The sequence below is a fragment of the Planococcus ruber genome (assembly GCF_022819085.1).
GTDB lineage: Bacteria > Bacillota > Bacilli > Bacillales_A > Planococcaceae > Planococcus > Planococcus ruber.
Genome location: NZ_JALHAG010000012.1, coordinates 13,496 through 37,551 on the forward strand (window position 1 = coordinate 13,496; position 24,056 = coordinate 37,551).

At 46.3% G+C, this 24,056-nt stretch carries 26 protein-coding genes, 1 pseudogene and 1 riboswitch; of the genes and pseudogenes, 23 read left to right on the forward strand and 4 right to left on the reverse strand.

Translation table 11 applies throughout. The features are described from left to right. The first annotated feature begins 93 nt into the window (after nt 1-93). From MTR82_RS14930 to MTR82_RS14990, 13 genes are all read left to right on the forward strand, one after another. Complete coding sequence (locus tag MTR82_RS14930) at nt 94-858, forward strand: aquaporin (RefSeq protein WP_246809671.1); 765 nt, start codon at nt 94-96, stop codon at nt 856-858. Between the two features lie 64 nt (nt 859-922). Beyond that, complete coding sequence (locus MTR82_RS14935) at nt 923-1,330, forward strand: MFS transporter permease (RefSeq protein ID WP_246809672.1); 408 nt, start codon at nt 923-925, stop codon at nt 1,328-1,330. 126 nt (nt 1,331-1,456) lie between these two features. Next, entirely contained in the window at nt 1,457-1,672 is a 216-nt protein-coding gene (locus MTR82_RS14940) for a hypothetical protein (RefSeq protein WP_246809673.1), read from the forward strand. A gap of 174 nt (nt 1,673-1,846) precedes the next feature. Further along, nucleotides 1,847-2,230 (forward strand): DUF302 domain-containing protein, encoded by a 384-nt coding sequence (locus MTR82_RS14945; protein WP_246809674.1) that lies wholly within the window; start codon nt 1,847-1,849, stop codon nt 2,228-2,230. An 82-nt stretch (nt 2,231-2,312) separates the two neighbouring features. Further along, a complete protein-coding gene (locus MTR82_RS14950) occupies nt 2,313-2,573 on the forward strand; it encodes a metal-sensitive transcriptional regulator (protein WP_235198229.1) in 261 nt (86 codons plus the stop codon). Nucleotides 2,574-2,717: 144 nt separating this feature from the next. Next, the gene (locus MTR82_RS14955) at nt 2,718-3,197 is read left to right on the forward strand and encodes a DsrE/DsrF/DrsH-like family protein (RefSeq protein WP_246809675.1); all 480 of its coding nucleotides are present in this window, start codon (nt 2,718-2,720) and stop codon (nt 3,195-3,197) included. A gap of 16 nt (nt 3,198-3,213) precedes the next feature. Continuing rightward, nucleotides 3,214-3,579, forward strand: a complete 366-nt coding sequence (locus MTR82_RS14960) for a rhodanese-like domain-containing protein (protein WP_246809676.1) — start codon at nt 3,214-3,216, stop codon at nt 3,577-3,579. 18 nt (nt 3,580-3,597) lie between these two features. Further along, nucleotides 3,598-3,894 (forward strand): rhodanese-like domain-containing protein, encoded by a 297-nt coding sequence (locus tag MTR82_RS14965; protein WP_246809677.1) that lies wholly within the window; start codon nt 3,598-3,600, stop codon nt 3,892-3,894. A 52-nt stretch (nt 3,895-3,946) separates the two neighbouring features. Next, nucleotides 3,947-4,516: a sulfurtransferase TusA family protein gene (locus tag MTR82_RS14970; protein ID WP_246809678.1), complete on the forward strand. Its 570-nt coding sequence runs from the start codon at nt 3,947-3,949 to the stop codon at nt 4,514-4,516. A 45-nt stretch (nt 4,517-4,561) separates the two neighbouring features. Next, nucleotides 4,562-5,689 (forward strand): MBL fold metallo-hydrolase, encoded by a 1,128-nt coding sequence (locus tag MTR82_RS14975; RefSeq protein ID WP_246809679.1) that lies wholly within the window; start codon nt 4,562-4,564, stop codon nt 5,687-5,689. A gap of 77 nt (nt 5,690-5,766) precedes the next feature. After that, the gene (locus tag MTR82_RS14980) at nt 5,767-5,994 is read left to right on the forward strand and encodes a sulfurtransferase TusA family protein (protein WP_246809680.1); all 228 of its coding nucleotides are present in this window, start codon (nt 5,767-5,769) and stop codon (nt 5,992-5,994) included. 54 nt (nt 5,995-6,048) lie between these two features. After that, nucleotides 6,049-6,825 carry a sulfite exporter TauE/SafE family protein gene (locus MTR82_RS14985; protein WP_246809681.1) on the forward strand — a complete coding sequence of 259 codons (777 nt, stop codon included), beginning with the start codon at nt 6,049-6,051 and terminating at the stop codon, nt 6,823-6,825. A gap of 249 nt (nt 6,826-7,074) precedes the next feature. Then, nucleotides 7,075-7,593 (forward strand): YehS family protein, encoded by a 519-nt coding sequence (locus tag MTR82_RS14990; RefSeq protein ID WP_246809682.1) that lies wholly within the window; start codon nt 7,075-7,077, stop codon nt 7,591-7,593. Between the two features lie 219 nt (nt 7,594-7,812). On the opposite strand, the gene MTR82_RS14995 is transcribed toward MTR82_RS14990, so the two are convergent. Then, a complete protein-coding gene (locus MTR82_RS14995; protein WP_246809683.1) occupies nt 7,813-8,238 on the reverse strand; it encodes a hypothetical protein in 426 nt (141 codons plus the stop codon). Nucleotides 8,239-8,426: 188 nt separating this feature from the next. Further along, nucleotides 8,427-8,531, forward strand: a riboswitch (SAM riboswitch). 187 nt (nt 8,532-8,718) lie between these two features. Between MTR82_RS14995 and MTR82_RS17200 the strand changes: the two are divergent. Next, a pseudogene (locus MTR82_RS17200) lies at nt 8,719-8,892 on the forward strand (vitamin B12 dependent-methionine synthase activation domain-containing protein); the annotation flags it as partial. 146 nt (nt 8,893-9,038) lie between these two features. Here the strand turns inward: MTR82_RS17200 and MTR82_RS15005 are convergent. Beyond that, nucleotides 9,039-10,649 carry a glycoside hydrolase family 43 protein gene (locus tag MTR82_RS15005; protein WP_246809685.1) on the reverse strand — a complete coding sequence of 537 codons (1,611 nt, stop codon included), beginning with the start codon at nt 10,647-10,649 and terminating at the stop codon, nt 9,039-9,041. Nucleotides 10,650-10,851: 202 nt separating this feature from the next. After that, complete coding sequence (locus MTR82_RS15010; protein ID WP_246809686.1) at nt 10,852-12,060, reverse strand: ROK family protein; 1,209 nt, start codon at nt 12,058-12,060, stop codon at nt 10,852-10,854. A gap of 179 nt (nt 12,061-12,239) precedes the next feature. Here MTR82_RS15010 and MTR82_RS15015 point away from each other — a divergent pair, with 179 nt between their 5' ends. The 3 genes from MTR82_RS15015 (at nt 12,240) to MTR82_RS15025 (ending at nt 15,356) form a co-directional block, all read left to right on the forward strand. Then, nucleotides 12,240-13,538 (forward strand): extracellular solute-binding protein, encoded by a 1,299-nt coding sequence (locus MTR82_RS15015; protein ID WP_246809687.1) that lies wholly within the window; start codon nt 12,240-12,242, stop codon nt 13,536-13,538. 102 nt (nt 13,539-13,640) lie between these two features. Beyond that, complete coding sequence (locus tag MTR82_RS15020) at nt 13,641-14,519, forward strand: carbohydrate ABC transporter permease (RefSeq protein WP_052653055.1); 879 nt, start codon at nt 13,641-13,643, stop codon at nt 14,517-14,519. 15 nt (nt 14,520-14,534) lie between these two features. Continuing rightward, nucleotides 14,535-15,356 carry a carbohydrate ABC transporter permease gene (locus MTR82_RS15025; RefSeq protein WP_246809688.1) on the forward strand — a complete coding sequence of 274 codons (822 nt, stop codon included), beginning with the start codon at nt 14,535-14,537 and terminating at the stop codon, nt 15,354-15,356. A gap of 294 nt (nt 15,357-15,650) precedes the next feature. Here MTR82_RS15025 and MTR82_RS15030 read toward each other — a convergent pair whose 3' ends face one another. Then, nucleotides 15,651-16,280 (reverse strand): YesL family protein, encoded by a 630-nt coding sequence (locus MTR82_RS15030; RefSeq protein ID WP_246809689.1) that lies wholly within the window; start codon nt 16,278-16,280, stop codon nt 15,651-15,653. Between the two features lie 307 nt (nt 16,281-16,587). Between MTR82_RS15030 and xylA the strand changes: the two genes are divergently transcribed. The 6 genes from xylA (at nt 16,588) to MTR82_RS15060 (ending at nt 23,805) form a co-directional block, all read left to right on the forward strand. After that, on the forward strand, nt 16,588-17,910 hold the full coding sequence (gene xylA, locus MTR82_RS15035) for a xylose isomerase (RefSeq protein WP_052653049.1): 1,323 nt from the start codon (nt 16,588-16,590) through the stop codon (nt 17,908-17,910). A gap of 29 nt (nt 17,911-17,939) precedes the next feature. Beyond that, entirely contained in the window at nt 17,940-19,439 is a 1,500-nt protein-coding gene (gene xylB, locus MTR82_RS15040) for a xylulokinase (RefSeq protein WP_246809690.1), read from the forward strand. 80 nt (nt 19,440-19,519) lie between these two features. Next, nucleotides 19,520-20,503 (forward strand): aldo/keto reductase, encoded by a 984-nt coding sequence (locus tag MTR82_RS15045; RefSeq protein WP_246809691.1) that lies wholly within the window; start codon nt 19,520-19,522, stop codon nt 20,501-20,503. A 60-nt stretch (nt 20,504-20,563) separates the two neighbouring features. Beyond that, nucleotides 20,564-21,661 carry an ABC transporter ATP-binding protein gene (locus tag MTR82_RS15050; RefSeq protein ID WP_052653043.1) on the forward strand — a complete coding sequence of 366 codons (1,098 nt, stop codon included), beginning with the start codon at nt 20,564-20,566 and terminating at the stop codon, nt 21,659-21,661. 110 nt (nt 21,662-21,771) lie between these two features. Next, nucleotides 21,772-22,746 carry a Gfo/Idh/MocA family protein gene (locus tag MTR82_RS15055; protein WP_246809692.1) on the forward strand — a complete coding sequence of 325 codons (975 nt, stop codon included), beginning with the start codon at nt 21,772-21,774 and terminating at the stop codon, nt 22,744-22,746. A 72-nt stretch (nt 22,747-22,818) separates the two neighbouring features. Beyond that, nucleotides 22,819-23,805 carry an LLM class flavin-dependent oxidoreductase gene (locus MTR82_RS15060; protein WP_246809693.1) on the forward strand — a complete coding sequence of 329 codons (987 nt, stop codon included), beginning with the start codon at nt 22,819-22,821 and terminating at the stop codon, nt 23,803-23,805. The last annotated feature ends 251 nt before the right edge of the window (nt 23,806-24,056 follow it).

Sequence of the window (24,056 nt, forward strand, 5' to 3'; positions counted from 1 at the left end):
CTTCTAGGAAAATCCATGCTATAATAATCAAAATTTCTGATAAGTAATTGATTTTCCTTTAGTAAAAATCTAACAAAGTTAGGAGAGCTAGAGATGAAGAAGTATTTAGCAGAATTCATTGGTACGTTTATCTTGGTGTCTCTTGGAACAGGGGCGGCTGTGGTTTTAGGCGGGTATTCGGGAGGGACGGACAGCGGGTTTTTAGGAGTTTTAGCCATTGCTTTTGCGTTCGGATTGTCGATTGTGGCAGCGGCTTACGCAATCGGGCATATTTCCGGATGCCATGTGAATCCGGCGGTTTCACTGGCTGTCTGGATGTCGGGAAATTTGACTGCTAAAGAGTTTGGCGGTTATGTGGTTGCACAAATCGTCGGCGCCTTTGCAGGAAGTACATTTCTCGCATTTGTGGCTGCCAATTCGACCAGCCTTGAAGGGTATGGGGCAAATGGCTACGGGGATTTGAGTGCGGTCGGGCTGAATGGGCTCGGCGCTTTTGGCGTGGAAATCGTTCTTACGTTCATCTTTGTTCTGGCGATACTCGGTGTGACTTCCAGCAAAGCGACTTCGCATATGGGCGGAATCGTCATCGGGTTGACCTTGACGCTGGTCCACATCATCGGCATTCCATTGACCGGCACATCCGTCAATCCGGCAAGAAGCCTGGCGCCTGCGGTTTTTGCCGGAAGCGATGCCTTGGCTCAAGTTTGGCTATTCCTCGTCGCGCCGCTGGTCGGAGCAGCTCTTGCGGCTTTGGTATTTAAAACATTCTTTTACGTAAAAGAAGAAACGGGCCTGGAAGTCGCTGGCGATCCGGGAATTGAAGGAAAAAACACACGGCCTGACAGAAGCCGGAAATAAACAGAAAGACTGTTCCTAGTGAAAGGAACAGTCTTTTTCACTTAAGCTACAAATTGCATGGAAAATGAAGAAATCTCATATAGCAATGATCCTGGCTTTTGTAATTGGAGTCGGCATGCTTGGAAAAGCGTTTGCCATGAATGAAGACATCAAAATGTATTTGTTGATTTTCTGGGGGATCGGGATGGCGCTAGCGTTCTTGCGATTGTTTGTAAATAATTCGATCAAGAAGATGAAGGGCAAGAACTGGAAAGTAAAAGTCGCGTTTTTTGCCGTCCTGTTAGGCTTCGGTTTGCCGTTCCAGTCGTGGTTCCGAAATGCGGTGCTCTATAAAATGGATTCGGCATACTTAGGCGGCAGCATCGCAATGCTGGTCGTCGGAATGGTCTTCATGACGTTCTTTTCCGGCTATGCGAAAGGGAAGTACGTGGAAAGAAAAGCGGGAAGCAGCCAGGTGATGGCAAAATCGTAAACGCACACCATCATTTATTGTTCTTATTGCGGGCCAAGCCGTGCTATAATAAGACACTTAGGATGAACTGAACATTCAACGGAAGCAGAGCCTTCCGCCTGCAAATAAACAATAGAGGTGTACAGAATGAACAAACGATGGACGATCGATAAAATAAGAGAATTTACCGAGAAGAACTCGGACAGCAAATTGCTGTCAACGGAATATCACGGATTTTCACAAAAGCTGCTGTTCAAATGTTCTTGCGGCAATAACTTTGAAAAAACTTTTACGAAGTTCAACAAAAGCAATCAGCGCAAATGCGATACGTGCCAACCGCCGAAAGCGCCGCGCGGCGAATAAAACAATGACAGGCACTTCTTTTCAGCTTTCGAAAAGAAGTGCTTTTTCTTTAGGTAAAAATCCGGAAAAGCAGATTAGTGGTGTCTCCAAGTAAAAGGGGTTATTCTGTAATTATTGATATACCCACAGGGGTTTAATTTTGTGCCTCAGAAAAGAAGAAGAGGAGGAGAAAAAATGTTCAATTACACAGTAGAAACGCCAAAAAGCAGAGATGAAGCGGTGCAAGCACTTGAAGAGAATTTAAAGAGCGAAAAGTTCGGGGTCTTGTGGAATTTTGACCTTACGGCGAAGCTGAAAGAAAAAGGCACAGATTTTGATACGCCGTTTACCGTACTGGAAGTTTGCAACCCGGAAGAAGCCAATAAAGTGCTATCGGAAGATTTGATGGTGGGGTATTTCTTGCCTTGCAAAATCGTCGTCTATGAAGAAAAAGGAACGACGAAAATCGGTATGCCGCGTCCCACTGCTTTAACGGGCATGGTTCAGAACGACTCTATTAAGAAAATCGCTGTAGAGATCGAAAAACGATTGATCGGCTGCATCGACCAATCGGTATAAGAAAGCTTGAAAGATTGATTTCATACCCAAAGGGGTATAAAATTGAATAGAAACAATGGAAAGTGAAGGGGGCAATCGAACGATGGAATACGATAAACAAGTCCAAAACCGCCTAAGAAGAATCGAAGGCCAGCTTAAAGGGGTCTTGCGTATGGTGGAAGACAACGAAGATTGCCGCGATGTCGTGACTCAACTGTCTGCAGTGAGAAGCGCAGTAGACCGGGCAATCGGCGTTATTGTCAGTGAGAACTTGGAGCAATGTGTCCGGGACAGCATCGATAAAGGTGAAAGCACAGATCAGCTTGTTAAAGATGCGGTTAGCCTATTGGTTAAAAGCAGATAAGAAATCCGTAGAACTTCGGGTTGACGGATTTTCTTTTTGGATGTTAATATACCCCTATAGGTATTTTGCGTGTTGTTGAGTCAACATGTTTTTATTTAAATGGAAATATACCCCCAGTGGTATAAAAAGAAGGTGGAATCAGAGATGGAAGAAAGAAAGACAACGAACATCATTTTGTTCAGCGGAGATTACGATAAAGCGATGGCGGCCTATATCATTGCGAATGGAGCAGCGGCATACGACCACGAGGTAACGATTTTCCACACATTTTGGGGACTGAATGCTTTAAGAAAAGGCAATCCGAAAGCCGTGAAGAAAGGATTCCTTGAAGGGATGTTCGCAAAAATGATGCCAAGAGGCGCAGATAAATTAGGGCTTTCTACGATGAATATGGCCGGAATGGGACCAAAGATGATTAAGCATGTTATCGGCAAGCATAATGCAATGACACTTCCGCAATTGATTGATATGGCGAAAGAACAAGAAATCAATCTGGTGGCGTGTACGATGACGATGGATCTTCTTGGATTGAAAGAAGAAGAATTGCTGGAAGACGTGGCCTTTGCAGGAGTAGCGGCTTATCTAGCTGATGCAGAAGAAGGCAATGTGAATTTATTCATTTAAAGAAAAGAGGAGAATCATGGATACTTGGATGATGATTTTAATCGGTGCGGTCTTTGTTTTTATCGCATATCGGGCCATGGCACCAACAAAAGGCGTGAAATCAGTTTCAACAGAAGAACTGAAGTTGGAACTCAAGAAAAAAGGCATGCAATTCATCGATGTAAGAACACCTGCAGAATTTAAAGCAGGCCATATAAAAGAATTTAAGAATATCCCGCTTAATACCTTGCCGAATCGGCTGAATGAGCTGAATACTGGCAAAGCAATCTACTTGATTTGCCAAAGTGGCATGCGAAGCAGTAGAGCAGCGGATCTACTAAAGAAAAATGGATTTGATCAAGTTATCAATGTAAGCGGCGGCATGAACAATTTTAGGCTTTAAATTGAAGGAGGAAAAGTAATGAAGCGAATAACGACACAAGAAGTAAACAAGTATTTAGAAGAAAATAAAGAAGTTTCGATTATCGATGTACGCGAAGCAGCTGAAGTGAAGGAAGGGAAGATTCCAGGCGCGGTCAATATTCCCTTAGGTCTTCTTGAATTCCGTCTGCAGGATATTGATAAATCGAGAGAACACATTATGGTTTGCAGGTCAGGAAACCGCAGCGGCATGGCAGCGCAATTGCTTGCAGACCGTGGCTACAACGTCATCAATATGGATGGCGGGATGCTGGAGTGGGAAGGCCCGACTGAATAGGAAAAAAATTTTAAATGAAAATATACCCCTATGGGTAATAGGAGGAATACAAATGATCAAAACAGACCGCATTCTTGATGCAAAAGGGCTTGCTTGCCCAATGCCGATCGTACGGACAAAAAAAGCGATGAAAGACTTGGAGCCCGGGCAAGTGATCGAAGTGCAAGCGACAGATAAAGGTTCGCTGGCTGACATGAAAGCCTGGGCAAAAAGCAGCGGAAACCAGTATCTTGGTTCTTCTGAAGAAGGAAACGTACTGAAGCATTATTTGCGTAAAGCCGATGAGTCAGAAGGGAAAGACGAAGTCCACTTTCCGCACACCTTAGCAAATAGTGAATTACAGAAACAATTGAGCCGGGATGATGTCATCGTGCTCGATGTCCGCGAGCCTGCAGAATATGCATTTGGGCATATTGAAGGGGCCGTATCGATTCCGCTTGGGGAACTGGAAGAACGTGCAGGCGAATTAGACTCGGAAAAAGAAATTTTCGTTATCTGCCGCACAGGAAACCGCAGCGATTTTGCTGTGAAGCAATTGACTGAAAAAGGTTTCAGCCGTGTGAAAAATGCTGTAGAAGGCATGTCTCAGTGGGAAGGCCCAACTGAACAGAACAATGCATAAGCAAGTTTAAATCCGATGAAAAAATTATAGATGGAGGTATTCCAATTGACTGTAAAAGCAATGACTGCAAAAGAAGTCGCACGTAAAGTAATGGATAACAAGCCGTTATTTATTCTGGATGTGCGCAACGGCGACGCATTCGCCGACTGGAAAATCGAAGGCGGCAATATTCAGTATCTGAATACACCTTATTTTGATTTGCTGGACGGGGTCGAAGAAGTGGCTTCAGAACTGCCGAAAGACAGAGACATTCTGGTCGTTTGTGCGAAAGAAGGATCTTCGGTCATGGTGGCGGAAATGCTCGATGAAGAAGGCGTCGATGTTGCATATCTTGAAGGCGGCATGAAAGCTTGGAGTGAACACCTGGAACCCGTGAAAGTCGGCGATTTAAAAAATGGCGGGGAATTATACCAATTCGTCCGTATCGGCAAAGGCTGCCTTTCTTATATGGCAATTTCCGGCGGCGAAGCGGCGATTGTCGATGCTACACGCATGACAAATATCTTCTTGGATTTCGCCCAGGAAAAAGATGCGAAGATCAAGCATGTATTTGATACGCACTTGCACGCAGACCACATTTCAGGAGGCCGCAGCATAGCCGAAGCAACAGGCGCAACCTATTACTTGCCGCCGGCTGATGCGGAGGAAGTGATATTTGATTATGCGGAATTGGTTAATGGACTGGAAGTGGCTATTGGCGATGCGAGAATTGAAATTGAAGCATTATACTCGCCAGGGCATACAATCGGTTCCACCTCATTCATCGTGGACGATCAGTACTTGATGACAGGCGACATTTTGTTTATCGATTCCATCGGACGTCCGGACCTTGCTGGCCTTGCAGAAGACTGGGGCGGCGATCTTCGTGAATCGCTTTACAGCCGATACGCAGAACTCGCTGATGAACTCGTCGTTTTGCCGGCTCATTTCATGATCATGGATGAGTTGAACGAAGACGGAAGCGTTGCGAAAAAATTAGGTGACTTGTTCAAAGAAAACCACGGATTGAATATCGAAGATGAGCAGGAGTTCCGCGACATGGTAACAAAAAACCTGCCGCCGCAGCCGAATGCTTATCAGGATATCCGCAAACTGAACATGGGCAAAATTACACCGGACGAAGAAGTGCAGCGTGAAATGGAAATTGGACCGAACCGTTGTGCGGTGCGTTAAGAAAGAAAAAACTAATTAAAATCGCTTCGGCGTAAAGAAATATCGATTAAAAACATAAATCAAAAGGAGAGATTTTAATGAACGTAGACAAAGTATTAGACGCAAAAGGCTTGGCTTGTCCAATGCCAATCGTAAAAACGAGAAAAGAAATGAAAGACTTGGAATCTGGCCAAGTACTTCAAATACTGGCAACTGATAAAGGGTCCAAAGCGGATATGACGGCTTGGGCGAAATCAGGCGGCCATGAATTATTGGGTGTTCAAGAAGAAGGTAGCGTCCTTAAATTCTGGATCAAGAAAGGCTAAGAGTTGAAGGGCATCAAGTCGATGCCTTTTTTCTTTTTGAAAGGTGGAGTTTGAATGAGTATTGATTTTATCATGGTTATTTTCTTGATTGGTTTCGTCGGTTCCTTCATTTCCGGAATGGTCGGGATCGGAGGCTCAATCATCAAGTATCCGATGCTGCTCTACATACCACTAATGCTTGGCTATACGGCCTTCAGCGCCCATGAAGTTTCAGGAATCAGCGCAATTCAAGTATTTTTTGCGACAATCGCGGGTGTCTGGGCATACCGCGGCAGCGGGTATTTAAACAAAACGCTTATTGCCTATATGGGGGGCGCCATTTTACTCGGGAGTTTCATCGGCGGCTATGGTTCGACGCTGATGTCTGAGCAGGCAATCAATGTAGTTTACGCAATTTTGGCAACAATCGCGGTTATTATGATGTTCCTTCCGAAAAAGGGCGTCGACGATATCCCGCTTGACCAAGTCACGTTCAACAAATGGCTGGCTGCTGGGCTAGCCTTTATCGTAGGGATGGCAGCAGGAGTTGTGGGAGCAGCCGGCGCATTTATCTTGGTGCCGATTATGCTGGTGGTCCTTAAGATTCCGACTCGGATGACCATTGCTACGTCGCTTGCGATTACGTTCATTTCCTCCATCGGATCGACAATAGGAAAAATTGCGACAGACCAGATTCTTTATGGTCCAGCAGCAGTCATGATCGTGGCAAGTCTGATCGCCGCACCCCTTGGCGCAAAATTGGGGCAGAAGATGAATACGAAATACCTCCAATGGATTTTGGCCTTGCTAATTTTAGGGACGGCGCTCAAAATCTGGTCCGATATTTTATAAAATAGCAGCAAGCCATCCAGGCATTTTCTGGATAGCTCTTAACTTAAAAGAAAGAATTTAAGGGCTGTCCTGAAAAAAGTATGGAGGACCTGCATAGTTGCCGATCAATTGTCGATTGACGAATTCTAAATCTTATCGATGTGCAAAGATATTTTCTTAACAGACATAGGCAAGGCATTCTTATTCTAATAGAAGGCGGTAAATATGCTATGATGAAAAGAGCAAAAAGCAACAAACGGAGGTTTTTTGATGGACAATAACGATATTCTGATTAGGCTGCGCTACGCACTTGATATTAAAAATAATGATATGGTAAAGATTTTCAAGGAAGGCGGCATTGAGCTGTCGAAAGAGGATGTACTGAAAGTGTTGACGAAGACGCCGGAAAGCGATGGCGATGACATGGACAGCGTTTTGGGTGCTTCTGAAAATGCAGACCATATCCGTGTTGACAACCGGATGCTGGAATCTTTCTTGAACGGGTTGATCATCTTCAAGCGGGGACGCCAGGAGCCGAAACCGGGGCAGCCGGCCACACCGCCGATGAGCAACGAACCGGCGAATAACTTATTGTTGAAGAAAGTGAAAATCGCCTTGCAGCTGACGAGTGAAGATATGCTGGAATTGCTTGCACTTGCTGGGGTCACCGTGTCGAAAAGCGAAATGAGCGGCATCTTGCGAAAGCAAGGCCACAAGAATTACAGCGTCTGCGGCGACCGCTATGCCCGAAATTTCCTAAAAGGATTGGCAATCAAATATAGAAAATAATGCATGGATCCGCTTCTTTATATAGAGGCGGATTTTGATTTAGAGGATGGGAATTGGAGAGTTGGGAGTATTCGGGGGAAGTTGGGAGTATTCATTCAGAAGTTGGGAGTATTCGAACGAAAGTCGAGTGTATTTCATAAAAAGTCGGGAGTAAACGAAAATGGTTTTCGAGCTGCAATAAAAGAAAGCTGGACAGCAAAAATGCCGTCCAGCTTTCTTTTATTGCCACGGATAGGTGGCGAGCAGTTTGGCGCTGAGCACCATGAAATCTTCTTTTGGCGACGCTGCTTTTTTCTGTTTCAGCAAGTCGTTGCCGGCTGCAAAAAGCGCTTCCGTCGTCGGATAGGAAAGCGTTTCTTCAGATTCGATGAACGCCACAGAGTTGTCGGTATAGCGAAACAGGAAATTTTGGTAACGGGTTTCGCTTGCGGAATGAAAGCTCGATGGAATGGTGTAGTCGATGTCAGCAGTGAGCACGCCGACGCGTTCATAGATGGCAAGCGGGCCAGCACTTTTCGCCATTTGCTGTTCGGCGCCTTCCACTAAGGCGTTTGGATCTTTAGCAATCGAAGGAAAGAGGCGGTTCTCGAGCAACACGAAATAATTGCGCGGATCGTTGACGTCAAGCAGGTATTTTTCAGACATTCAGAAATTCCTCCTAAAAGCGTTGATTGATTCCCATGATAGCGGAAATGTGTGAAAAGGGAAACGGAGAGAAACCAGAACGGTAAATGTCTTTCTTAACAGAAAGTTCGTTTATTTCTGTCAAAGCGCCTTGATTTTCCATCCTGAACCAGTTACCCTTACAAAAAGCCAAAATTGAATAACGTGAATTCTTATCGAGAGAAGTCGAGGGACTGGTCCCATGACGCTTCAGCAACCAGTCGCAAGGTCAGGTGCTAAATCCAGCAGGTAATCGATTGCCTAAGAGATGAAAAGGAACGAGTGTGAACTCATAAAGCCTTCATTTTCATGGAGGGCTTTTTTTCTATATATAGGAGCAGAGAGAACGGGATTATTAGAGGAATTAAAACGAGGATTCTAACGGCAGACGGAGCAATAGGAGCCGGGCTGATCAAAGCGAAATTCCCGCGTATTTTGACACTTCTTGCCGTCAGCAATGTCTCATTCGGCTACCCGGCATGTCCGAACCTGGAGGATCAGGCGAGACTGTTCGGCTTAATCAAACCGGAAGACATCGGCGTCCAATTGACGGAAGAATATATGATGGATCCGGAAGCTTCGGTATCAGCCATCGTCTTTGCCCATCCGGATGCGCGTTATTTTGTAGTGGATTGAGTGGGGGAAGTCGTTTAGACAGTAAAAAGGGAAGATTGGACAGTATTCACTTAGGATTGGACAGTATTTCGCAGCAAACGGACAGTATATCCAAATAACTGGAAAAAGAGCAGCTCAGACCATGCTGAGCTGCTCTTTTTATTGGTTTATTCGCGTTCCTTATAAATAAAATAATCGAAATCTGCCGCCAGGTTTTGGCCGGACGTGTCTTGGCATTGCATGCCGACAAATGCGCCGGTGAAGAATCCGCCGCCTTGGATGTAGTCATCCGACAGTTTATGCGAACCGAAGCGGATCGGAATCAAATGCCAGTCCTCCCCATCGAACGAATAGGAATACTGATAGATGTCCGCATCGACATCGACGCGCATGTGGACGTATTCGACGCCATCCGGCACAACGATTTCTTCGCCTTGCAGCGGCTGGCCGTAAGCAAAATTATCGCAGACAGAAAGATCCAGGATGCGTCCTTTTTCTTCATGCCAGGTGATTTGAAGAGCCGTCCAGTTTTCCGTGTTGTAATAGTTTACAAGACCCGCTGCCTGCTGGAATGTATCGGGCCGGAATGCCACTTTCGTTTCCGCCGTAAAGTGGAAATGCTGCCAGCGTCTCGCGACAAAAGCTTGAGTAAATTTAGATGTCAACGACTCACGTCCGTGGATGCGCAAGTGGCCCGGATTTTCTTTCAGTGAAACGATTTCTTCGCCTAACGGAATGCGCAGCGTCTGGAAATGCGGGTTCAAGGCATCCGTGTCAAAATCGTCTTTTTCCGGATAATCGCGATCCCATACCACTTCATCGATGGCCGGCCCTTCGATTTCGAGCGATGGTGCGTTGCCGCCGACAACATACGGCCAATCGTTTTTCCACTCGACTCGCTGGATGGCTGTTTCCCGCCCAAGCGGGCAATAGCCGCGTGGGTCAAGCAAGGCTTGTCCTTTTCTGGAAAGCGGGCGTCCTGTCAAATGCACCAAGAACCACTCGTCCGTATGCGTGTGGACGATGGAGGCGTGGCCTGATTTCTGCAGCGGATTTCTTGGCGAGAAGAACGATGTGATCAACGGATTTTCCGGATGGACTTCATACGGTCCACACAAATCCTTCGAACGCGTAATCGTCGCTTGATGGTCATACTTCGTGCCGCCTTCTGCCGTCAATAAATAATAGTATTCGCCGATTTTATATAGGTGCGGTGCTTCCACAAGCGCGACATCGGTTCCTTTGAAGATGATTTCGGATTTGCCGACTAATTTCTGTTCTTCAACGCTGTATTCCTGAAGCGCGATGCCGTAAAAATTATGATGGCCATGTCGGTGATCCCAATACATATTCACCAAGTATTTCTTGCCGGATTCATCGTGGAACAGGGAAGGGTCAAATCCCGAACTGTTCAAATAAATCGGTTCCGACCATTCGCCGTCAATCGTTTCGCAAGTGACGAGGTAGTTATGGCAATCTTTCCATTGGCCTTCTGTCACTTTTACATCCGTGAAAATCAGCCAGAACTTTCCGTCGCTGTATGAAAGGGCCGGTGCCCAGACGCCGCCGGAGTTCGGGTTGCCCATCATGTTCAATTGGCTAAGGCGGTTAAGCGGACGAGAGATCAAACGCCAATTTTTCAAGTCCTTGGAATGGTAGATGCCGACACCCGGGAACCATTCAAAAGTGGAAACCGCGATGTAATAATCTTCTCCCACACGGCAAATGCTTGGATCCGGATTGAATCCAGTTAAAATCGGATTTTGGATAATCGCCATTTTTCGTCACCCTTTATGTATGATTTGTGGATTTGCTGCTTGGCAGAACAAATGTAAGTGCTTTCAAAAAAGATGCCAAAACAGCATAAGCAAAGATTTTTAATCCAATTAAATCGAAAATTAAAAATCTTCAGCTGATATAAACAATCATACACTACTTAGTACGATTGGTAAACTAAGTGTGGTGAAAGTTTATAACAGCTTAAGAAAAAATAGCTTGCTGCGGCTGCATGCGGACACTCAAGAAATTCTCAATGGTAAAAGCAGCGACGCCAAGTGCCGTTGGCAGCGTATCAAGTTCCGAAAAGCCGATGATCAAATCGTTTTGCTGGAACCAAAGGGCTTGGTTTGCCACGCGTTCATTCAACGATTCGCTCAGCCAATTTTTGGCGGAAGCCATCCGGTTGCCGATCACAACTTGCTGCGGGTTAAAAGTGTTGACGATGTTGTTGATGCCGACGCCTAAATAATCGCCGCTCTTTTTGAATAGCGCAATGGCTTCTTCATTGCCGGATTCTGCAAGCTGGATCAAATGCGGCAAATCCAATTTTTCATCAGTGGAAGCGAATAACCCGGATTGCACCGCAGTATCCAGCAGCGCTTGCTCCGACGCATATAGTTCCCAACATCCTTCATTTCCGCAGCGGCATTTCGGTCCGTGCACTTGAATAGTCATATGGCCAAGTTCACCGGAAAATCCGTTCGACCCTTTATAGAGGGTACCGTTTAAGATCAGGCCGACGCCAATCCCGATGCCTGCGCTGACATAGATGATGTTTTCGCATTCCTGTCCCGCACCGAAACGCTTTTCGCCGTAAGCACCGGCATTCGCCTCGTTTTCAATAATGACGGGAAGGCCGTATTTTTCTTCCAAAACGGATTTTAAATCGAGGTTCCGCCATTTTAAATTGGGCGCAAGCAAAATTTCGCCGTCTTTATCGACCACGCCTGGGACGCCGACGCCGATGCCTACAACGCCGTGCGGGCTGTCGGGTGCAGAAGCGATTAATGAATCAATGGTGGAAAACATTTTTTCTTTGATTTCTTCATAAGAAAGATTTTTGAAGCTGCATTCTTTCTTCAATTGGATGTTGCCGCTGAGATCGGTCAGCACGCCTAGCAGATAGTTGACGCCGATATCGATGCCGATGGCGTAGCCAGCCAGGTCATTGAATAAGAGCATAACCGGTCGGCGGCCGCCGCTTGATTCGCCAGGGCCGGATTCGTAAATCAAATGATCATCCAGCAAATCGCTGACAAGAGAAGAGACGGTTCCCTTGTTCAATCCGATTTGGCTGGCGACAGCTGCCCGCGAAATAGGCGAATTGTTTTTGATCTTATCCAGTACCAATGATTTGTTGCCTTCTTTAACGACTTGATGGTTCCAGGTCTTGGTCACTTTTACATTCATCCTGCTCAGCTCTTTCTATCATTTTTAAGACTATTTTAACAGATACTTTGAAACGAAAGTAGTTTAATAAAAAACTTTGTTTAGCCACTAGACGAACATGAAAACCCTTGCTATAATGAAAACGCATACAACAATCTGAATATTGTTGTAATAGCACACAAAGTGGGGGGAAGAAAAAAATGAAAAGGAAGAAAACGCTTGCACTGCTATTGTCCGCTGCTATTTCATCGTTACTGCTAGTAGGGTGTTCAGATTCTGATGAGGCGTCATCGGGTTCAAGTAATGCAGACACTGAAATCAAATTTATGCACTTATGGCCAGAAGGTAGCTCCAAAAAGCATTATGACGTGGTAAACGATATTATTGCTGATTACGAAGCGGAAAACGAAGGCGTCAAAATAGATTTAGAAGTTTTAAGCAATGAGCAATACAAAGATAAATTGCGTGTCCTTTCGACATCAAAAGAATTGCCGGATGTCGGCCTGACATGGGCTGCCGGATTTCTTGAGCCTTATGTAGGCGGCAATATGTTCGCTCCATTAGATGATGTCATCGAGTCTGAATTGTCCGATGCATTTGTACCAGGAACTGCTGAAGCTTATGCGCTTGACGATGTAACATACGGATTGCCATTGGAATTGAACATTGTCAGCATTTATTACAATGAGAAAATGTTCAAGGATAACGGCATTGAAGTTCCGGAAACATACGAGGAATTGCTAGAAGCATCAAAAGCATTCCGTGAAGAAGGCATTCAGCCGATTGCACTAGGAAACAGAGATTCATGGACAGGCTCTATGTGGTATATGTACTTGGCTGACCGCATCGGCGGCGCTGATACATTGAATAAAGCCATCGACCGTTCAGGCAGCTTCGAAGATCCTGCCTTGATCGAAGCGGCTGCAGAAGTTCAAAACTTGGTAGACAGCGGGGCTTTTGTTGATGGATTCAACGGCCTTGCAGATGAAGAAGCGAAGAGCATGTTCATGAGCGAACAAGCGCCGATGTACATGATCGCAACTTGGGATCTTCCAAACTTCACGACAAATGAAGACGTACCACAAGAATTCAGAGATTCTGTAAAATACATGAACTTCCCAACAGTTGACGGCCAAGGCGATATGAACAGCTTTGTCGGCGGCCCTGGAGTTGGCTTGTTCGTAGCAGAAGATTCAGATGTAAAAGAAGAAGCAAAAGACTTTTCTGCATACTTTGTAAAAGAGTGGGGCGAAAAAGCGGTTGAAGAAGCTGGCGTAATTCCAGCAACAAAAGTGGATGCCGCGTCAATGGATCTTCCACAAATGTATATCGATATCTTGGAAGAGCTGAACCAAGCAAGCAACATCACGATGTTTGCGGATGTTCAATTGAGCCCAGAAGTGGCAACTGTCCACTTGGATGCAATTCAAGCGCTATTCGGCAACGAAATGACGCCTGAAGAATTTGCGAAAGCCCACGAGGACGCTCTTTCGAAATAAAAAATGATCCAAACGGTTTGAAAAGCTAGAAGAACAAGAAGGGGGCATATCCAGAATTCAGGATTGTCCCCTTCTACTTTATAAGATATGGGGTTGAATGTTATGAACAAAGTGATGTCCAATAAGCTTTATATCGCGTTCTATATTGCGCCCGCTTTTATATTGCTGATGGTCCTGATCTTCATCCCGCTGCTCCTGTCCGGCTATTACGGCTTGATGGACTGGGATGGAATCGGAGAAAAAACTTTTATTGGCCTGGACAATTATATAGAAGGAATCCAAGATAAACTATTTTGGAACAGTGCTCTGCATTCGTTCTTATTGGCCCTTTTCTCAGCATTAAGTTTAATCATCTATTTAGCTGTATCGATCATCCTGGCTTCAAAAATCAAAGGTGCGGACTTGCTTCGTAAAATCTACTTGATTCCGATGCTCTTGTCATCCGTCGCTATTGCCCAATTATGGGTTAAAGTCTACAACCCGTCCAACGGGATTTTGAATTCTTTTCTTAGAACTATCGGAGTTGAAAATCCACCATCTTGGCTCGCAGATCCAAGCTTGGTTTTGTTTGCCATCTTCGTTCCAATCCTATGGCAATATGCAGGGTTCTATATCCTGATTTACTATGCAGCGTTGAAAAACATTCCGGAATCTTTGATTGAAGCTGCAAGAATTGACGGTGCGACGCCATTCCAAATTGCCATGCGCATCAAATTGCCGTTGATCAAAGAAATCGTGAGTGTCACCATCGTTTTGGCAATTGTCGGATCTTTGAAATACTTCGATTTGATTTACGTAATGACGGCCGGCGGGCCAAACGGAGCCAGCGAAGTAATGGCTTCTTATATGTACAAACTGGCTTTCTCTAGCTACAACTTCGGCTACGGCAGTGCCATCGGGTTCTTGCTATTGATCATCACACTGATCGTTACGTTGATCATCCGCAAAGTGACTGAAACAAAAGAGAAGCTTGAATACTAAGAGGAGGTTTGTTTAATGAAACGCGTTGGATATTTCTTTCTTTACCTGGCTTTGATAGTAGTGGCATTATTTCAAATCCTCCCACTCATCTGGCTGTTCCTGTTCTCGTTGAAGAGCAACCAGGAAATCTTTGCAGGTTCACCGTTTTCTTTGCCGTCGGAGTTCAGATGGGAAAATTACCAGAAAGTCTGGGACGGGGGAATCGGCACGTATTTCTTCAATAGTGTGTGGATTACCATTGCAGCAATCGTCTTTACTGTATTATTCGCAAGCATGGCGGCATTCGCATTGACGCGCATGAAGTGGAAGTTAAGCGGCCTTGTGCTCGGGCTCTTCATGGTCGGCTTGATGATTCCGATCCACTCAGCATTGATTCCGCTCTACAGCATGTTCTTGAGCGTCGACATGATCGATAATCCGTGGTCGATCGTCATCACGTACACCGCGTATAATTTACCGATCACCTTAATGATCCTACTTGGTTTCTATTACACCTTGCCCCACGAAGTCGAAGAAGCGGCAATTATCGATGGCTGTTCGATCCATCGGATGTTCTTCCGCATCATTTTGCCGATGACGACGCCGATCATGGCGACTACGGTCGTCATCAATATGATTTACAACTGGAACGAATTCGTTTTCGTCAACACCTTCATCAGCTCGGAGAAATACAAAACGCTGACAGTAGGGATCCAGAACTTCATCGGCCAATACATGACCGACTGGGGTGCAATCGGTGCCACGCTGATCATCAGTGTCTTGCCGATCATCATCGCCTTCATCTTCTTCAGCAATAAAGTCGTTGAAGGGATTTCATCAAGTGCGGTGAAGGGGTAATTGGAAAAGCGGAAGCGCCTGTTCAGCTCCGACAGGCTTAAGGCAGAACACGGAGGAAATCCTGATTTCCATAGTGGGCTGACTTAAGATCCCGAGGAGCTAGGCGCTGGAGTCTGGACAATAAAGAAAAGCGGAGATGGCCGTGTAGCTTCGAAAGGCATAAGACGGGTCGGCGAAGCGGCTTTCTTTGCCGCATAGCCGGCAGGGCTTATGTCCCGAGAAGCTGGCCATCGGAGTCTGGCCAAAAGAAAAGCTTCACCTCATCAGGAATCGTATCTGAGAGGTGAAGCTTTTTTATTCGGGAAGGCTGCTTGCCGTCTTCGCAGTGGTTTTATTGAACGCATTCAAAGAAATCCACATCGTGATGAAAGCATAGGAGCTGGCGCCGAAGATAAACGCGAGCGCCGGCAGAGCTTGCATGATCAGAAACAGAGACACAAGGCAAAGCAGGATCAGCAAACTGTGAAGCGGGTGAATCAGCATGATCAAAAAAGCATTTTTAAGCACTTGCGGGACGCGGATATCAAAATGCACAAAGGTCGGGAACAGATAGAACAGGAACAGTGCAACCAAAAGCATGAAAGCGAATAAAGGAATCGATGTCCAAGTGAGATGGTCAGCGTCCAACGTCAGCAAGTAAAAGACGTCAGCGGCAATCAATGCCAAAAGCAGCCAAACCACGAGGCCCATCACATTGCTTTTGGCAAAATCTTTCCGGTAATAGTCCCAGAACGTCCGGAAAACGGGTACGTCCGTCTGTCCGCGCAGCCATTTCCGGCAAACGGAAAACATCGCCGTCGTAGCAGGGAACAGCCCTAAAACAATTGCGCCTGCTAATGTGAAAACGACCCACAGCAAATTTAAATAGGCAAAGCGGGTGATCCATTCGGTAATCTGATAAACGGTATTTTTGGTGGAATTCATCTATGACCTTCCTTACATTTCGATTTTCTGAAAATCCAACATCTAACTTATTTAAAAGCATACACCAAGTCGGAAAATTGGACGAATAAATGATGCTGCGGATAGAGATGAGGACCTTCTGGACGCTTTGAACAAAATTACCGCTCTTTATAAGTCGAATAGTCGAATCATTCTAAATAAAACTTTGTTTAACCAATAGACAAACTAATTGTAACTTGTTATAATATCAAATGAAAGCCTTTTCATTAAGGATAAACCTATTTATTTATCAAAATTACCAGAACCCAATACCTAGGAGGCAAAAACTATGGCATATTTCGAGAACATTGACAAAATTAAATTTGAAGGTGCATCTTCAAAAAATCCATTCGCTTTTAAATTTTACAACCCGGAAGAAGTAGTCGGCGGCAAGTCGATGGAAGAAATTCTTCGCTATGCGGTTTCATACTGGCACACATTTACAATGGATGGATCGGATCCATTCGGCGCTGGGACGATGAACCGCCCATGGGATAAATTCAGCGGAATGGATTTGGCAAAAGCGCGCGTAGATGCAAGTTTCGAATTCTATGAAAAAATGGATGTGCCATTCTTCTGCTTCCATGATGTCGATATCGCACCAGAAGGCAGCAACTTAAGAGAATCGAACCAAAACTTAGACGTCATCGTTGCCATGATCAAAGATTATATGAAAGACAGCAAAGCGAAATTGCTTTGGAACACTGCCAACAATTTCACGCACCCGCGCTTCATCCATGGTGCTGCAACATCCAACCATGCGGATGTTTTTGCTTATTCAGCTGCAAAAGTGAAAAAAGGCTTGGAAATCGGCAAAGAGCTTGGGGCACAAAACTATGTGTTCTGGGGCGGCCGCGAAGGCTACGAAACTTTATTGAACACGAACATGAAGCTGGAGCTTGATAACTTGGGCCGCTTCTATCATATGGCTGTCGACTATGCGAAAGAAATCGGCTTCGACGCACAATTCTTGATCGAGCCAAAACCAAAAGAGCCGACAACTCACCAGTACGACTATGATGTGGCAACTGGCCATGCTTTCTTGCAGAACTACGGTTTGGAAAACCACTTCAAATTCAATATTGAAGCGAACCACGCGACGCTTGCAGGCCACACATTCGAGCACGAATTGCACTATGCACGCATCAACAACATGCTTGGATCCGTCGATGCGAACCAAGGCGATCCGCTTCTTGGATGGGATACAGATGAATTCCCGACAGATCTTTGGTCAACGACGCTTGCAATGTATGAAATCCTTAAAAACGGCGGACTTGGCAAAGGCGGCTTGAACTTCGATGCGAAAGTACGCCGCGGTTCATTCGAGCCTGAAGATTTGTTCCACGCACATATTGCGGGGATGGACGCATTTGCTGTCGGCTTGAAAGTCGCTCAGCAATTGATCGACGACAAAGTATTGGATTCCATCATGGAAGACCGCTACCAAACCTACACAGAAGGAATCGGCTTAGATATCGTCGAAGGCAAGACAGATTTCCACAAACTAGAAGAGCATGCACTTGGCTTAACGGAGATCAAACAAACATCTGGCCGTCTTGAGCAGATCAAATCAACAATCAACCAGTACTTGCTGCAAGCTTTCGCTAAATAATAAGTCTGAACGTCAGGAGAGCTGTCGCTATGAAATACGTGATTGGAGTCGATCTTGGAACGAGTGCCGTGAAAATCCTGCTGGTCAACCAGCAAGGAGAAGTGGTGCACAGCGTTTCGAAATCATATGCATTGATACAAGAAAAAACAGGATACAGCGAGCAGAATCCAGAGGACTGGGTGGCTCAAACAACTTCCGGGCTGCTTGAGCTCCTCTCCGGTTTTGATGGGGCTGCTGAAGACATCGAAGGCATCAGCTTCTCGGGGCAGATGCACGGCCTTGTGCTGCTGGATGAAAACAATGAAGTCTTGCGCCCGGCCATTTTATGGAACGACACAAGAACAACGGCCGAATGCCAGCAGATCTACGATGCTGTAGGCAATGAACGCTTACTCGAAATCACCAAGAATCCGGCGCTTGAAGGTTTCACACTGCCGAAAATTCTTTGGGTCCAAAAGCACGAGCCGGAAATTTTTGCGAAAGCGAAATCGTTCGTATTGCCAAAAGACTATTTACGATACCGCATGACCGGCAAGTTGGAGATGGAATTCTCGGATGCTGCCGGCACATTATTGCTCGATATCAGCAAAAAACAATGGAGCACAGAAATCTGTGAACTTTTGAATATTGATCCAAACCTGTGCCCGCCGCTTGTCTACTCGCATGACGAAGTGGGTACGGTCACGGCTGAATATGCAGCAGCATCAGGGCTTGCACCGGCAACCCGCGTTTTTGCAGGCGGTGCGGACAATGCGTGCGGCGCAATCGGGTCTGGAATTCTAGAAGATGGCAAAACGCTTTGCAGTATCGGTACATCCGGTGTTGTGTTATCTTATGAAGCAAGTAGCGACAAGGATTTTGGAGGCAAGGTCCATTACTTCAACCATTCGGCGCCGGATGTCTATTACACGATGGGCGTCACGCTGGCAGCCGGCTACAGTTTGACTTGGTTTAAGGAAACCTTTGCACCAGATGAATCGTTCGACGATCTGCTTGCTGAAGTAGGCACTGTGCCTGCTGGGTCCAATGGCTTGCTGTTTACGCCGTATCTCGTCGGTGAACGCACACCCCATGCAGATGCTGCCATCCGTGCAAGTTTTATCGGAATGGATAGTTCCCATCGCCGAAAAGATTTTGCCCGGGCCGTACTGGAAGGCATTACGTTCTCTTTAAATGAATCCATCGAGATTTTCCGCGAAAGCGGAAAAGAGATTGATACGATTGTATCGATCGGCGGAGGTGCACAAAACAAGGACTGGCTTCAAATGCAGGCAGATATTTTCAATGCGAAAATTGTCCGCCTGACAAGTGAACAAGGTCCGGGAATGGGCGCAGCCATGCTTGCTGCTTACGGCAGCGGATGGTTTGCTTCATTAAAGGAATGTGCAGATGCATTCTTGAAAGAAGATGCGCAGTATGAGCCGAATCCGGCGAATGTAGAAAACTATCAAAAACTATTTTCTATTTATCAAGAAGTTTACGGACAGACAAAAGCGATGAACGAAAAGCTTTTGGCGTTCCGTAAATAGCAGGTTAAATAAGAGTCTCAACTCCTTTAGTTGGGACTCTTATTTGTAACTATTTATAAAATAGAATGGGAGTGGCACCGATGGAATACCGGCAAATCGGCAAGACGGATTTAAAAGTGAGTGAACTCAGTTTTGGTACATGGGCAATTGGCGGTTCGTGGGGGAAGACAAATGACCAGGAATCTTTAAAAGCTTTGGACTATGCGATGGCGCAAGGCGTCAATTTTTTTGACACCGCTGACGTCTACGGTGACGGCCATAGTGAAGAACTATTGGCAAAAGCGACAAAAGGCAGACACGATGAAATCCACATTGCGACAAAGTTCGGCCGCGCAGATGATTTTGCGAATCCGAAAAACTATACGATGGAAAGTGTCGCGAAATACTGCGAAGACAGTTTGAAACGTCTCGGACGTGAGCAGATTGACCTGTTCCAAATCCATTGTCCGGCCACTGACATTTTACGCGATGGCCAGGTATTCGACGTGCTGGACCGCTTAAAAGAACAAGGCAAAATCCGCTATTACGGCGTGAGTGTCGAAACAGTGGAAGAAGGGCTGATTTGCCTGGAAAACCCGAATGTCAGCAGTTTACAGGTGATCTTTAATTTATTCCGCCAAAAGCCGTTGGAGGAATTATTCCCGAAAGCGAAAGAGCAAGGGGTGGGCATCTTGGCGCGCGTGCCTTTAGCGAGCGGATTATTGACCGGGAAATTCAAAGCGGATGCTGAGTTTGAGCAAGACGACCACCGGAATTTCAATCGCAACGGCGATGCTTTCAATGTGGGAGAGACGTTTGCCGGACTGGAATTTACAAAAGGCGTTGAATTGGCTGAAAATTTAAAATGGATTGCAGAAAATAGAGGAAATATGTCGCAAGCCGCGTTAAAATGGATATTAGAACACGATGCGATTTCAACTGTAATTCCGGGCTTTAAAACCATTGCCCAAGTGGAAGACAATCTGAAGGCTGTTGAGGCTGCACCTTATTCTTCAGAAGAAATGGACAAGCTTGCCAAATTCTATAAAGAACAGGTGGCTTCTGAAATTAGAGGAGCTTATTAAAGAAAAGTAAGCGCTTTACCGGCTCGCATGAGAGCCTTTACACAATTTGGAGGGATGAAAATGGCGGGGTTAAACTTAGTGAATGTAAAAAAAGTCTACGATAAAGGGGTTGTATCGGTTCAGGACTTCAACTTAGAGATTCGCGACAAAGAATTTCTGGTGCTTGTCGGGCCGTCCGGCTGCGGGAAATCCACCACTTTGCGCATGATTGCCGGGCTTGAAGACATCACCGAAGGCGATTTGTTTATCGGGGACCGTCGCGTTAACGACGTGTCGCCGAAAGACCGCGACATTGCGATGGTGTTCCAGAACTATGCACTGTATCCGCACATGAACGTCTACGACAACATGGCGTTCAGTTTGAAGCTGCGCAAGCTGAAAAAAGCGGAAATCAAAGAACGCGTCGAAAATGCTGCGAAGATCTTAAACTTGGAAGAATACTTATACCGCAAGCCGAAAGCCCTGTCCGGCGGTCAGCGCCAGCGTGTGGCCTTGGGACGCGCCATTGTGCGCGATGCGGAAGTGTTCCTGATGGATGAACCGTTGTCCAACTTGGATGCGAAATTGCGCGTACAGATGCGGGCGGAGATCCAGAAATTGCACCGCCGCCTGCAGACGACAACCGTTTACGTAACGCACGACCAGACGGAAGCGATGACGATGGCCACTCGCCTGGTCGTCATGAAAGATGGGTTCATTCAGCAAATCGGCACGCCAAAAGAAGTCTACGATTTGCCGAACAACATGTTTGTCGGCGGCTTTATCGGTTCGCCGGCGATGAACTTCTTCCACGGCAAACTGGAAGGCAACCAATTTGTCATGGGCGACCAGCGTGTGATGGTGCCTGAAGGGAAATTGGCTGTTTTGAAGGAAAATGGGTTCGCTGATAAGGAAGTGATTCTCGGCGTGCGTCCGGAAGACATTCATGACGAGCCTCTCTTCCTGGATCACTCGCCGCAAACGAAGATCAAAGCGCCGATTGAAGTGGCGGAATTGATGGGCTCGGAAATCGTTCTTTATTCGCAGCTAAACGGCGAAAGCTTCGTCGCGCGCGTCGATGCCCGCTTCAACGTGGAAGCCGGGCAAACGATCGACATGGCAATGGACTTGAACAAAGCCCATTTCTTCGATCCGGCGACGGAACTTCGCATCAAATAATCAGTGATAGGCAAGAAGCGCAGAGCTGTCTTGAAATCCAAAGCCGCTACGGGACAGTTTATGCGCCCCATAGCGGCTTTTTTATAATTAAAAACAAAGGAGATGAGGAAATGGAGAAAATACGATGGGGCGTTTTAAGCACGGCGAATATTGGCAGAACGCAAGTCATACCGGCAATTTTCCGTGCTGAAAATGCGGTAATGTCCGCGATTTCGAGCAGAGGCGACCGGGTTTATGCAGCGGCAAGGGAATTAGGGATTCCAAAAGCGTATGAGAGCTACGAAGCATTATTGGATGATCGGGAAATCGACGCCGTGTACATCCCTCTCCCAAACAATCTACATAAAGAATGGGTCATCAAAGCGGCTGAGAAAGGCAAGCATGTGCTTTGCGAAAAACCGGCGGCGCTGTCGGCCCAAGAAGCGAAAGAAATGATTGCAGCTTGTGAAGCGCATGGCGTTAAATTCATGGAAGCTTTCATGTATCAACTGCATCCGCAGCATGCCCGAGTCAAAGAAATTGTGGCTTCCGGAGAAATCGGAGAAATGAAGCTCATTAAATCCAGCCATTCGTTTTACTTGAACAACCGGGAAGGGGATATCCGGATGGACAAAAAAATGGGCGGCGGAAGCATCTACGATGTCGGCTCCTATTGCGTCCAGGTCATTCGCCATTTGACGGATTCAGAGCCTGTGAAAGTCCAAGCGATTGCCGAACTGGATGAAGCGACCGGAATCGATTTGACGTCGACCGTCTATATGAAAATGGACAATGGCGTCAAGGCGGTGTTCGACTGCAGCTTTGATATGATCAACCGCAACGAATACGAAGTCATTGGGACGGAAGGCAAGATCAAAGTGCCGTTCGCTTTCCGGCCGGACATCAACGGCGGCATCGGCAAAGTCATTGTCCAGAACAATAGCATGACCCGAGAGGAAAAAATTTACGGCGATATTTACCGGATGGAAATCGAACAGTTTTCACGGGCGATTTTGGACGGCGGGGAACCGGTCATCACGACGGAATCTACGCTCAAGAATATGGCCGTGCTGGATCGATGCTACGAATCGATCCAAAATGCCTGAAACAAGGTATTTTGGGTCCGAAGGTTCTGCATGCTAAACTGGAGCCATTAACCGAAAAAAGGCGGGAATGGCATGCTGGCATTGAATCTTCTGGATTATTCACCGATTGATGAAGGGAAAACGGCACGGCAAGCGCTGCTCGAGACAACGGAACTGGTACAGCTTGCCGAACGCTCGGGCTACAAGCGGTTCTGGGTAGCGGAACACCATAAAGTGGCATCAGTTGCCGGGAGTTCGCCGGAAATGCTGATGATGCATTTGGCCGCGTCGACATCCAGCATCCGCATCGGTTCGGGCGGCGTGATGCTGCCTCATTACAGCGCTTATAAAGTAGCAGAGAATTTTCGCATGCTGGAAGCCCTGCACCCGAACCGCATTGATCTTGGCATTGGGCGATCACGCAGTTATCAGGCGGTCAATAAGGCGCTGAACAGCATGCGGGAAAGAGCCGTGCCTTATGAAGAACAGCTGGCTCTTTTAAAACAGTATTTTGCAGACGAAGACGCGTTGCCTGCTATGCCCATTATCGATACCGTACCGGAAATGTGGCTGCTCGGGACAGGGGAAGGCAGCGCCGTACTGGCTGCGGAAAAAGGCATGGCGTATTCCTATGCGCATTTTGCCCGGCCTTCGATCGATGGAATGGACATCATCCGGAAATACCGCAGCGCATTTAAAGCTTCTCCGTTTTTAGAAAAGCCGAAAGTGATGATAGCTGTATTTGCCGTCGTAGCGGAAACAAAAGAACAGGCAGAAGAAATTGCAAAAGCCTTCGATCTTTGGTTGCTATTTGTTGAATCGAATACGCCTCCGCCTTATTATCCGTCAATTGAAACGGCAAAATTACGGGGCTTCAGTGCAAATGAATCGGAAAAAGTACGGGCCAACCGCAAACGCATGGTCATTGGAGATCCCGATTTCGTGAAGGCGGAAATAGAACGGATTGCCGATCGTTATGGAGCAGATGAAGTGACCATTATCCCGAACGTAGCAGGTGCAGAAAACCGAATGGAAGGCATCCGGCTATTAGCTGAAGCTTTTGGGTTAGCTCATCCATAAGGAGTGAAACTTTATTGCATTCTTTTCGTATAATTGGGCAACACTGGAAAAGCGAGGGGATGCGCAAGTGAGAAAGAAAAGGAAGAAGAGGGAGAAAAAAGACCGATGGTCATGGATATGGGATTTGATAGACTTAGCAGAATTGATTTACGATATTATCCTGCTGATTCCGCGTATCCTCCTGAGAATCATAAAAGAACTATAGCGAAAGCTCTTGCCGCATGCGGCAGGAGCTTTTTCTTCATCCAAAA

Excerpts from the sequence above, each read along its gene's own strand:
- MTR82_RS14930 (WP_246809671.1), top strand. The coding sequence starts at position 94 with ATGAAGAAGTATTTAGCAGAATTCATTGGTACGTTTATCTTGGTGTCT.
- MTR82_RS14935 (WP_246809672.1), top strand. The coding sequence starts at position 923 with ATGAAGAAATCTCATATAGCAATGATCCTGGCTTTTGTAATTGGAGTC.
- MTR82_RS14940 (WP_246809673.1), top strand. The coding sequence starts at position 1,457 with ATGAACAAACGATGGACGATCGATAAAATAAGAGAATTTACCGAGAAG.
- MTR82_RS14945 (WP_246809674.1), top strand. The coding sequence starts at position 1,847 with ATGTTCAATTACACAGTAGAAACGCCAAAAAGCAGAGATGAAGCGGTG.
- MTR82_RS14950 (WP_235198229.1), top strand. The coding sequence starts at position 2,313 with ATGGAATACGATAAACAAGTCCAAAACCGCCTAAGAAGAATCGAAGGC.
- MTR82_RS14955 (WP_246809675.1), top strand. The coding sequence starts at position 2,718 with ATGGAAGAAAGAAAGACAACGAACATCATTTTGTTCAGCGGAGATTAC.
- MTR82_RS14960 (WP_246809676.1), top strand. The coding sequence starts at position 3,214 with ATGGATACTTGGATGATGATTTTAATCGGTGCGGTCTTTGTTTTTATC.
- MTR82_RS14965 (WP_246809677.1), top strand. The coding sequence starts at position 3,598 with ATGAAGCGAATAACGACACAAGAAGTAAACAAGTATTTAGAAGAAAAT.
- MTR82_RS14970 (WP_246809678.1), top strand. The coding sequence starts at position 3,947 with ATGATCAAAACAGACCGCATTCTTGATGCAAAAGGGCTTGCTTGCCCA.
- MTR82_RS14980 (WP_246809680.1), top strand. The coding sequence starts at position 5,767 with ATGAACGTAGACAAAGTATTAGACGCAAAAGGCTTGGCTTGTCCAATG.
- MTR82_RS14985 (WP_246809681.1), top strand. The coding sequence starts at position 6,049 with ATGAGTATTGATTTTATCATGGTTATTTTCTTGATTGGTTTCGTCGGT.
- MTR82_RS14990 (WP_246809682.1), top strand. The coding sequence starts at position 7,075 with ATGGACAATAACGATATTCTGATTAGGCTGCGCTACGCACTTGATATT.
- MTR82_RS14995 (WP_246809683.1), bottom strand. The coding sequence starts at position 8,238 with ATGTCTGAAAAATACCTGCTTGACGTCAACGATCCGCGCAATTATTTC.
- MTR82_RS15005 (WP_246809685.1), bottom strand. The coding sequence starts at position 10,649 with ATGGCGATTATCCAAAATCCGATTTTAACTGGATTCAATCCGGATCCA.
- MTR82_RS15010 (WP_246809686.1), bottom strand. The coding sequence starts at position 12,060 with ATGAATGTAAAAGTGACCAAGACCTGGAACCATCAAGTCGTTAAAGAA.
- MTR82_RS15015 (WP_246809687.1), top strand. The coding sequence starts at position 12,240 with ATGAAAAGGAAGAAAACGCTTGCACTGCTATTGTCCGCTGCTATTTCA.
- MTR82_RS15020 (WP_052653055.1), top strand. The coding sequence starts at position 13,641 with ATGAACAAAGTGATGTCCAATAAGCTTTATATCGCGTTCTATATTGCG.
- MTR82_RS15025 (WP_246809688.1), top strand. The coding sequence starts at position 14,535 with ATGAAACGCGTTGGATATTTCTTTCTTTACCTGGCTTTGATAGTAGTG.
- MTR82_RS15030 (WP_246809689.1), bottom strand. The coding sequence starts at position 16,280 with ATGAATTCCACCAAAAATACCGTTTATCAGATTACCGAATGGATCACC.
- xylA (WP_052653049.1), top strand. The coding sequence starts at position 16,588 with ATGGCATATTTCGAGAACATTGACAAAATTAAATTTGAAGGTGCATCT.
- xylB (WP_246809690.1), top strand. The coding sequence starts at position 17,940 with ATGAAATACGTGATTGGAGTCGATCTTGGAACGAGTGCCGTGAAAATC.
- MTR82_RS15045 (WP_246809691.1), top strand. The coding sequence starts at position 19,520 with ATGGAATACCGGCAAATCGGCAAGACGGATTTAAAAGTGAGTGAACTC.
- MTR82_RS15050 (WP_052653043.1), top strand. The coding sequence starts at position 20,564 with ATGGCGGGGTTAAACTTAGTGAATGTAAAAAAAGTCTACGATAAAGGG.
- MTR82_RS15055 (WP_246809692.1), top strand. The coding sequence starts at position 21,772 with ATGGAGAAAATACGATGGGGCGTTTTAAGCACGGCGAATATTGGCAGA.
- MTR82_RS15060 (WP_246809693.1), top strand. The coding sequence starts at position 22,819 with ATGCTGGCATTGAATCTTCTGGATTATTCACCGATTGATGAAGGGAAA.